Source organism: Streptomyces sp. DvalAA-43, from assembly GCF_900091725.1.
In the GTDB taxonomy this organism is placed as follows: domain Bacteria; phylum Actinomycetota; class Actinomycetes; order Streptomycetales; family Streptomycetaceae; genus Streptomyces; species Streptomyces pulveraceus.
Genome location: NZ_FMBW01000075.1, coordinates 1 through 8,349, shown reverse-complemented (window position 1 = coordinate 8,349; position 8,349 = coordinate 1). Strand labels below are relative to the sequence as shown.

Here is an 8,349-nt window from a genome sequence, read left to right as displayed (position 1 = left end):
CAGATGGAGAAGGACGGCATCGCCTCGGGCGAGCCCGAGGTCTCCGTCAGCTGAACCACGGCATCGGCCGGACCCACGACCCGCACCACCGCGCCCCGCCGGACGGACACCGACCGGCGGGGCGCCGCCGTGAGCGACCTCACGGCCGGTGCGCGGGGCCTCTTCGCAGGCACGGGCGGCACGGATGAGCCGCTTCGGTTACAGTGCGGAAATCAGCAGACCGTATGGTGAGGCCCCCTCGTGTTGACGCAGACCACCACCCGGGTCCTCGAACCCAGCGACCTCGGTGCCGCTCTCGCCGTCCTGGAGAGCGAGCCCGTCGCCAACGCCTTCGTGACCTCCCGGGTCCAGATCGCAGGACTCGACCCCTGGCGCCTCGGCGGCGAGATGTGGGGCTGGTACGCCGACGGCCGGCTCCGCTCGCTCTGCTACTCGGGCGCCAACCTCGTCCCCATCTGCGCCACCCCCGAGGCCGTCCGCGCCTTCGCCGACCGGGCCCGCCGGGCCGGCCGCCGCTGCTCCTCCATCGTCGGCCCCGCCGAGCCCACCGCCCAGCTGTGGCGGCTGCTCGAACCCGGCTGGGGCCCCGCCCGCGAAGTCCGGGCCAACCAGCCGCTGATGGTGACCGAGAGCCCGTCCGCCGACGTGACCCCCGACCCCCTGGTCCGCCGGATCCGCAAGGACGAGATGGACGTCCTGATGCCGGCCTGCGTGGCGATGTTCACCGAGGAGGTCGGCATCTCCCCGCTCGCGGGCGACGGCGGACTCCTCTACCAGGCACGCGTCGCCGAGCTCATCGGATCCGGCCGCTCCTTCGCCCGGATCGAGGACGGCAAGGTCCTCTTCAAGGCGGAGATCGGTGCCGCGACCTCGCAAGCCTGCCAGATCCAGGGCGTCTGGGTCGCCCCCGAACACCGCGGCCGCGGACTCTCCGAAGCGGGCATGGCCGCGGTCCTGCGCTACGCGCTGGCCGATGTCGCCCCCGTCGTCAGCCTCTACGTGAACGACTACAACACCCCCGCGCGCCGGGCCTACGCCCGGGTCGGTTTCCGGGAGACCGGCGCGTTCATGAGCGTGCTGTTCTGACCCCCCGGCGGGCAGGGCCACCCACCCGTACCCCGCATCCCGCCCCGGCCAGTAGGGTCGGCGCATGGCAGCACTTCCCGGGGGCGGCCCCCGTACCCCCAGCGTCCGGATCGGGCCGATCGATCTCGCCGCGCGCGTGGACGAGGCGCTCGCCGTGCAGGCCGTCGCCTTCGGCCTGGGCCCCGAGGAGATCGAGGTACGGCGCCACATCGTCCTCAGACACCTCGACCACCCCTGCGCCCGCGCCCTCGGCGCCACCACCACCGGCGAGCGGCTCGTCGGCTTCGTCTACGGCATGCCGAACGAACGCGGCCAGTGGTGGTCCACCGTCGTCGAGCCCTACCTCCGCGCCACCGGCAGCGTGCACTGGCTCGACGACTCCTTCGTCATCACCGAGCTGCACGTCCTGCCGCAATACCAGAACCGAGGCATCGGACGCACGCTGATCACCACCATCACCGACGCCGTCGACCAGCCCCGGTCCATCCTCTCCGCCATCGACACCGACAGCCCGGCACGTGGCCTGTACCGCAGTCTCGGCTACCAGGACCTGGCCCGGCAGGTGCTCTTCCCCAGCGCTCCCATGCCGTACGCGGTCATGGGAGCCCCGCTCCCACTGCGCCGCAGGGGCTGAGAGCGGGAACAACGGATTTCCGCCCACCCGCACCGCCCGGCTAACCTCCTGCACATCACCCTTCCGAGCAGGAGTTCACCATGGCCCAGGTCCAGCGCATGTCCCGATTGATGATCAAGACACTGCGCGACGACCCGGCCGACGCCGAGACGCTCAACCACAAGCTGCTCGTCCGGGCCGGTTACGTACGTCGCACCGCGGCCGGAATCTGGACCTGGCTGCCGCTCGGCAAGAAGGTCCTGGAGAACATCACCCGCGTCGTCCGCGAGGAGATGGACGCCATCGGCGGCCAGGAGGTCCTGCTCCCCGCGCTCCTGCCCAAGGAGGCGTACGAGGCGAGCGGCCGGTACGACGAGTACGGCGACCTGCTGTTCCGGCTCAAGGACCGCAAGGGCGCCGACTACCTCCTCGGCCCCACCCACGAGGAGATCTTCACCCAGGTCGTCAAGGACATGTGCTCGTCCTACAAGGACCTGCCCGTGATCCTCTACCAGATCCAGACCAAGTACCGCGACGAGGCCCGTCCCCGGGCCGGCGTGCTGCGCGGCCGCGAGTTCCAGATGAAGGACTCGTACTCCTTCGACACCACCGACGAGGGTCTCGCCGAGGCGTACCAGCTGCACCGCGCCGCCTACATCCGGATCTTCGAGCGGCTCGGCCTCGACCACCGCATCGTCTCCGCCGTCTCCGGCGCCATGGGCGGCTCGGCGTCGGAGGAGTTCCTCGCGCCCGCCCCGGCCGGTGAGGACACCTTCGTCGACTGCCCCTCCTGCGACTACGCCGCCAACACCGAGGCCGTGACCTTCAAGGCCACCCCCGCGGACGGCTCGGCGCACGGCCCCGTCGAGGAGCTGGACACCCCCGACACCCCGACCATCGAGTCGCTCGCCGCGCACCTCGGCGTCCCGGCCTCCGCGACCCTGAAGAACCTGCTGGTCAAGGTCGACGGCGAGATCGTGGCCGTGGGCGTGCCGGGCGACCGCGAGGTCGACCTCGGCAAGCTCGGCGAGCACCTCGCCCCCGCCGTCGTCGAGCTCGTCACCGCCGAGGACTTCGAGGGCCGCCCCGACCTGGTACGCGGCTACGTCGGCCCGCAGGGCCTGGAGAAGGTCCGATACATCGCCGACCCGCGCGTCGCCCCCGGCACCGCCTGGATCACGGGTGCCAACAAGGAGGGCAAGCACGCGAAGAACGTCGTCGCGGGCCGCGACTTCGAGGTCACCGACTCCCTCGACGTCGTCGTCGTCGAGGCGGGCGACCCCTGCCCCGAGTGCGGCACCGGCCTCCAGGTGGACCGCGCCATCGAGATCGGCCACATCTTCCAGCTCGGCCGCAAGTACGCCGACATCTTCTCCCTCGACGTCCTCGGCCAGCAGGGCAAGCCCGTCCGCGTCACGATGGGCTCGTACGGCATCGGCGTCTCCCGTGCCGTGGCCGCCCTCGCCGAGCAGACCGCCGACGACAAGGGCCTGTGCTGGCCCCGCGAGATCGCCCCGGCCGATGTGCACGTGGTCGCGGCGGGCAAGGCGCTCCAGACCGAGCTGGCGCTCGACGTCTCCGAGAAGCTGAACGCCGCGGGCCTGCGCGTCCTGGTCGACGACCGTCCGGGCGTCTCGCCCGGCGTCAAGTTCACCGACTCCGAGCTCATCGGCGTCCCGCAGATCCTGGTCGCCGGCCGCCGCTCGGCCGAGGGCGTCCTGGAGCTGAAGGACCGCCGCACCGGCGAGCGCGAGGAGCTCACGGTCGACGAGGCGATCGCCCGCCTCACCGCCTGACACCGGGAAAACCGCAGGCCCCCCGCGCACCGCGCGGGGGGCCTGCGGTCTGTCTCGCGCCCTACAGCCAGCTCGCGAACTCCAGCGTCAGCTCGCCCTCCTGGCCGCGGCCGCCCTCCAGCGCACGGGTCCCCGACTCCACCGCGCGGAACAGCGTCCAGCCGTGCAGCCGCTCCCGGTCCACGTCCAGCGAGTCGGCGAGCTTCTTGATCCGCCGACGGGCCGTCACCGCGCCGCCCGGCGAGGCGATCAGGTCCTCGACGCGGTCGCGCACCAGCCGCGCCAGATCGTAGGCACGCTCACCGACCAACGGCTCGGGACCGACCGTCAGCCACGGCGCCCGCTCACCGGCCAGCACCTTGCTCTGGCGGAAGTTGCCGTGCAACAGCAGCAGCTCGGGGGAGTGGGCGACCAGCTCATCGCGGGCCGCGAGCGCCGCGGAGACCAGCGGCTCCAGGCCCGGATCGGCCGCCGCACGGGCGAGCATCGGCCCGACCCGGCGCCCGGTCCGCTCGGCGACCGTCTCGAAACCGTGCCCGGCCGGCGGCTCGACCCACAGCCGGCGCACCGTCCCCGCCGCTTCGAGCAGCGCCTTCGCTTCCGGCAGCGAGCGCAGCGACACCTCCGGGTGCAGCCGCTCCAGCAGCAGCGCGCCGGGCCCGGCGGCGACGAGCTGTGCCGCGCCCCAGCCGTTCCAGTGCGCCAGCGCCGCCCGCTCCAGCTCCGGAGCGGCCTCGGGCGGTGCGATCTTCAGGGCGGCCGGGGTGCCGTCGGAACACGTCACCAGCAGGACCAGACTGCTGCGGCCGCCCGGGGCGGCGACCCGCTCCACTGCCGGCTCCCGGCCGGTGGCGGACAGCGCTTCCTCGGTCAGTGCGGGAAGCCGCGCGAGCCAGTCGGCGGCGGCCTGATCCCCGTACGACTCGCCCAGCGCCCGCACCAGACGCTGCGGCGGTTCGAAACCCATACGTGCCTTGTTCCCTTTCAGAGCTTCTTCAGTGCGCCGCGCCGGACCCGTTCGTCATATCGGCCCCGCCCTTCGCACCGGACCCGGCGTTCGCGGCCGTCCCCGTCTTCGTGTCCGTGGCGTCGGCGGTCCGCTCGGCGAGCCCGGGAAAGGGTACGCCGCTGCCCCGCCAGCGGACGGAGCGCACCGCGGCCTCCCGCAGCGCGTCGGCCGCCTCCCGCCTGAGCGAGCCCTCGGCGGCCCGGACGAGATCGGAGTACACGCCCGCGACCCGGTCCTCCAGCAGGGCCGCCAGCCGCACCGCCGCGGCCGGGCCCGGCACCGCGAACGGCAGAGCGTACGCGGCCTGCGCCGCCACCGGCTCACCGCCCAGTCCGCGCACGGTCCGCACCAGCGCGTCGCGCCGGGCCCGGTGCGCGTGATGGGCCGCCGTGGCCTCGGCCCGGCGGCCCTCGGCGACCCGGCCGCCGACCACCCCGTACCCGTACACCGCCGCGTGTTCGGCGGCCAGGGCCGCCTGCGCGGCTTTCTGTGTCCCGGCGCTCATGACGAGGTCTCCTTGGCCAGTTCGGTCAGCAGATAGGCGTGGGCCGCGTCGGCCGCCGCGATCGACGCCAGCAGCCGGGCCAGCTCCGGCGGGGCCTCGACGAGGGCCGCCAGATGCGCGTCCGCGGCGCGGCGCTCCGCGGCGGCCAGTTCCCGGACGGCGGCCCCGGCATCGGTCGCGCGTGACCGCGGGAGCACGGGCGCCTGCCCGCCGGAGGGCGCCAGCGCCTTGGCATGGGCGCGTACGGCATCCCTCAGCGGCGCCAGCCCGGCGGCGGTCGCCGGATGGGCCCGGACCACCTGCTCGTACCCTCCGAGCAGCTCCAGGCTGGTGCGCGCGGCGGCCGCCCGGATCCTCCTGTCCGCCCGTGCCGCAGAGGCCTGCTCGGCCGTGGTCGCCGCCCCGGACCGGCCGGAGCCCTCTCCTCCGCCGGACCCGTCACCGCAGCCGGCGAGCACCGCCCCCAGGGCGATCGCTCCCGTCGCGGTGAACACACCTCTGCGCGTCGTCCCCGTGCGCCGCACCTGTTCTCCTTCGGGCTTGGCCCTGTCTTGACTGGATCTGTCCTGAAGTGATCACCGCAGGCGAGCGTACCTGCGGCTGCGGAGGAGGCGGACGGCAACACCCCTCGGGACCGGATACCCTTTGACCTGACACGCGACGATCCCCACAACAGCACACGCGGCCGAGGAGTCACCCGGATGAGCACCACCCAGAGCGAGAGGCTGCGCGGGCTGCTCGAACCGCTCGTCAGCGCCGAACAGCTGGATCTCGAAGAGATCGAGGTGTCCCGGGCCGGCCGCCGCCGCGTGCTGCGGATCATCGTGGACTCCGAGGAGGGCGTCGAGCTGGACGCCTGCGCCGAGCTGAGCCGCGCGATCTCCGAGAAGCTCGACGAGACCGACGCGATGGGCGACGAGGAGTACGTCCTCGAAGTCAGCTCCCCCGGTGCCGACCGTCCGCTGACGGAGCACCGCCACTACGTACGCGCCACGGGCCGCCTGGCAAAGCTGCACCTGCGCGAGGGCGGCGAGCTGGTGGCCCGCATCCTCGCCGTGGACGAAGAGGGGCTCGACCTCGAAGTGCCGGGCGTCAAGGGCCGCAAGCCCACGTCCCGCCGGGTCGCCTTCGACGACATCGCCAAGGCGCGCGTGGAGATCGAATTCAGCCGCAAGGACAAGAAGGAAGAGGAGGCGTAGCCGTGGACATCGACGTGAAGCTCTTGAAGGGCTTGGCACAGGACAAGGAGATCCCCTTCGACGTGCTCGTCGAGGCGATCGAGTCGGCCCTCCTCATCGCCTACCACCGTACCGACGGAAGCCACCGCCGCGCGCGGGTGGAGCTCGACGAGCGCGGGCATGTGACGGTGTGGGCGAAGGAGGACCCGGCCGACCTCGAAGAGGGCCAGGAGCCCAAGGAGTTCGACGACACCCCGTCCGGCTTCGGCCGGATCGCCGCGACCACCGCCAAGCAGGTCATCCTGCAGCGGCTGCGCGACGCCGAGGACGACAAGACGTTCGGTGAGTACGCCGGCCACGAGGGCGACGTCGTCACCGGCGTCGTCCAGCAGGGCAAGGACCCGAAGAACGTCCTGGTCGACATCGGCAAGCTGGAAGCGATCCTGCCGGTGCAGGAGCAGGTGCCGGGCGAGGAGTACACCCACGGCCTGCGGCTGCGTACCTATGTCGTACGGGTCGCCAAGGGCGTGCGCGGCCCGTCCGTGACGCTGTCGCGGACCCACCCCAACCTGGTGAAGAAGCTCTTCGCGCTGGAGGTCCCGGAGATCGCCGACGGTTCCGTCGAGATCTGCGCGATCGCCCGCGAGGCCGGTCACCGCACCAAGATCGCGGTCCGTTCGACCCGCTCCGGGCTGAACGCCAAGGGCGCCTGCATCGGCCCGATGGGCGGCCGGGTGCGCAATGTCATGGCCGAGCTGCACGGCGAGAAGATCGACATCGTGGACTGGTCGGACGACCCCGCGGAGATGGTCGCCAACGCGCTGTCGCCCGCACGGGTGAGCGAGGTCGAGGTCGTCGACCTCGGCGCCCGGTCCGCCCGGGTCACCGTGCCGGACTACCAGCTGTCGCTGGCGATCGGCAAGGAAGGGCAGAACGCCCGCCTCGCCGCCCGTCTCACCGGCTGGCGCATCGACATCCGTCCGGACACCGAGACCGACGCCGAGCGCGACGTGGCGGACCGGGAGCGGGCCGAGCGCGCACGCGAGCGTTCCGAGCGCCGCTGACCCGGTCCGCAGGGAATACATCCCGGCGGCATGCCGCTGAGATCACGACAACATCCGTTCGATTTTTGCCCCAAAGGGGTGAGGTCGGTGCGGGGAGGTAGACTTAAACGTGTCTGGCCGGACGCACGCCCGCGCTTGCCCTGAGCGAACCTGTGTGGGATGCCGGGAGCGGGCGGCCAAGAGCGAGCTGCTGCGCATCGTCGTGGACGGGGACGCCTGCGTTCCCGATCCTCGCGGTACGCTGCCCGGCCGGGGTGCCTATGTACACCCCGTCTCTGTCTGTCTGGACCTGGCGGTTCGCCGCCGGGCCTTCCCCCGGGCCTTCAAGGCCAAGGGGCCGTTCGACCCCGCCGCAGTGCAGCGGTTCGTCGAGCGGGTGACACCGTAAGAAGTGAACGGCACGGGACCCCGTGCGGTCAGGTACCTCGCGAGTTGGAAGTAGGTCGAGATTGCGATGAGCACTCGATGAGTACGCGATGAGTACGCCCATGAAGTAGCGACGGTCCGGCGGTAACCCGGACCTAAAAGGAGCGAAGTGGCTAAGGTCCGGGTATACGAACTCGCCAAGGAGTTCGGCGTCGAGAGCAAGGTCGTCATGGCCAAGCTCCAAGAACTCGGTGAATTCGTCCGTTCGGCGTCCTCGACGATCGAGGCGCCGGTTGTACGCAAGTTGACTGACGCACTGCAGGGGCCCGGCGGCAACGCCGGCAAGTCCGCTGCAAAGCCTGGCGCGCCCCGCAAGGCGACGCCCGCAAAGCCCGCAGCGCCCTCCCCGGCCGCTGCGGCACGTCCCGCTGCCCCGAAGCCCGGCGCCCCGGCCCCCAAGCCGGCCCCCGCCGCCCCGGCGAGCAGCGCCCCCGCAGCGCCTTCCGCACCGGCTGCCGGCCCGCGTCCGGGCCCGAAGCTCGCGCCGAAGCCCGCTCCGGTCACCCCGGTGCCCGCCGCCGAGTTCTCGGCTCCGGCTCCGGCCCAGCCCGCTGCCCCGCAGCAGCAGGCCCCGCGTCCCGCGGGTGCCACCCCCGGACCTCGTCCTGCCGGTGGCCATGCCCGTCCGGCTCCGGCCGGCGGTCAGCGTGACGGTGGCCAGCGCGATGGCGG

At 72.5% G+C, this 8,349-nt stretch carries 10 protein-coding genes; 7 read left to right on the top strand and 3 right to left on the bottom strand.

Annotated features, from left to right (window positions below):
- The first annotated feature begins 240 nt into the window (after window positions 1-240).
- The 3 genes from GA0115234_RS32265 to GA0115234_RS32255 all read left to right on the top strand — a co-directional run bounded on the left by GA0115234_RS32265 (window position 241) and on the right by GA0115234_RS32255 (window position 3,495).
- On the top strand, window positions 241-1,086 hold the full coding sequence (locus tag GA0115234_RS32265; protein WP_176729336.1) for a GNAT family N-acetyltransferase: 846 nt from the start codon (window positions 241-243) through the stop codon (window positions 1,084-1,086).
- Window positions 1,087-1,150: 64 nt separating this feature from the next.
- Window positions 1,151-1,720 (top strand): GNAT family N-acetyltransferase, encoded by a 570-nt coding sequence (locus GA0115234_RS44510; protein ID WP_093548813.1) that lies wholly within the window; start codon window positions 1,151-1,153, stop codon window positions 1,718-1,720.
- Window positions 1,721-1,800: 80 nt separating this feature from the next.
- Window positions 1,801-3,495 carry a proline--tRNA ligase gene (locus GA0115234_RS32255; RefSeq protein ID WP_093548811.1) on the top strand — a complete coding sequence of 565 codons (1,695 nt, stop codon included), beginning with the start codon at window positions 1,801-1,803 and terminating at the stop codon, window positions 3,493-3,495.
- A 61-nt stretch (window positions 3,496-3,556) separates the two neighbouring features.
- On the opposite strand, the gene GA0115234_RS32250 is transcribed toward GA0115234_RS32255, so the two are convergent.
- Genes GA0115234_RS32250 through GA0115234_RS32240 form a run of 3 tightly spaced genes read right to left on the bottom strand, consistent with a single transcriptional unit; the run spans window position 3,557 to window position 5,533 of the window.
- Complete coding sequence (locus GA0115234_RS32250; protein ID WP_093548809.1) at window positions 3,557-4,462, bottom strand: aminoglycoside phosphotransferase family protein; 906 nt, start codon at window positions 4,460-4,462, stop codon at window positions 3,557-3,559.
- Between the two features lie 28 nt (window positions 4,463-4,490).
- Entirely contained in the window at window positions 4,491-5,009 is a 519-nt protein-coding gene (locus GA0115234_RS32245; protein ID WP_093548808.1) for a ferritin-like domain-containing protein, read from the bottom strand.
- Window positions 5,006-5,533, bottom strand: coding sequence for a hypothetical protein (locus tag GA0115234_RS32240; RefSeq protein ID WP_093548806.1), 528 nt, complete (start codon window positions 5,531-5,533; stop codon window positions 5,006-5,008). Before GA0115234_RS32240 ends, GA0115234_RS32245 begins: the two co-directional genes overlap by 4 nt.
- Before the next feature lie 177 nt (window positions 5,534-5,710).
- On the opposite strand from GA0115234_RS32240, the gene rimP reads away from it, so the two are divergent.
- From rimP to GA0115234_RS32220, 4 genes are all read left to right on the top strand, one after another.
- Window positions 5,711-6,208: a ribosome maturation factor RimP gene (rimP, locus tag GA0115234_RS32235; RefSeq protein ID WP_093548803.1), complete on the top strand. Its 498-nt coding sequence runs from the start codon at window positions 5,711-5,713 to the stop codon at window positions 6,206-6,208.
- 2 nt (window positions 6,209-6,210) lie between these two features.
- On the top strand, window positions 6,211-7,251 hold the full coding sequence (nusA, locus tag GA0115234_RS32230) for a transcription termination factor NusA (protein ID WP_093548801.1): 1,041 nt from the start codon (window positions 6,211-6,213) through the stop codon (window positions 7,249-7,251).
- A gap of 109 nt (window positions 7,252-7,360) precedes the next feature.
- A complete protein-coding gene (locus tag GA0115234_RS32225; protein WP_176729335.1) occupies window positions 7,361-7,639 on the top strand; it encodes a YlxR family protein in 279 nt (92 codons plus the stop codon).
- A gap of 147 nt (window positions 7,640-7,786) precedes the next feature.
- On the top strand, window positions 7,787-8,349 hold a 563-nt coding region (locus GA0115234_RS32220), incomplete at its 3' end, for a translation initiation factor IF-2 N-terminal domain-containing protein (RefSeq protein ID WP_176729334.1).

Excerpts from the sequence above, each read along its gene's own strand:
- GA0115234_RS44510 (WP_093548813.1), top strand. The coding sequence starts at position 1,151 with ATGGCAGCACTTCCCGGGGGCGGCCCCCGTACCCCCAGCGTCCGGATC.
- GA0115234_RS32255 (WP_093548811.1), top strand. The coding sequence starts at position 1,801 with ATGGCCCAGGTCCAGCGCATGTCCCGATTGATGATCAAGACACTGCGC.
- GA0115234_RS32250 (WP_093548809.1), bottom strand. The coding sequence starts at position 4,462 with ATGGGTTTCGAACCGCCGCAGCGTCTGGTGCGGGCGCTGGGCGAGTCG.
- GA0115234_RS32245 (WP_093548808.1), bottom strand. The coding sequence starts at position 5,009 with ATGAGCGCCGGGACACAGAAAGCCGCGCAGGCGGCCCTGGCCGCCGAA.
- rimP (WP_093548803.1), top strand. The coding sequence starts at position 5,711 with ATGAGCACCACCCAGAGCGAGAGGCTGCGCGGGCTGCTCGAACCGCTC.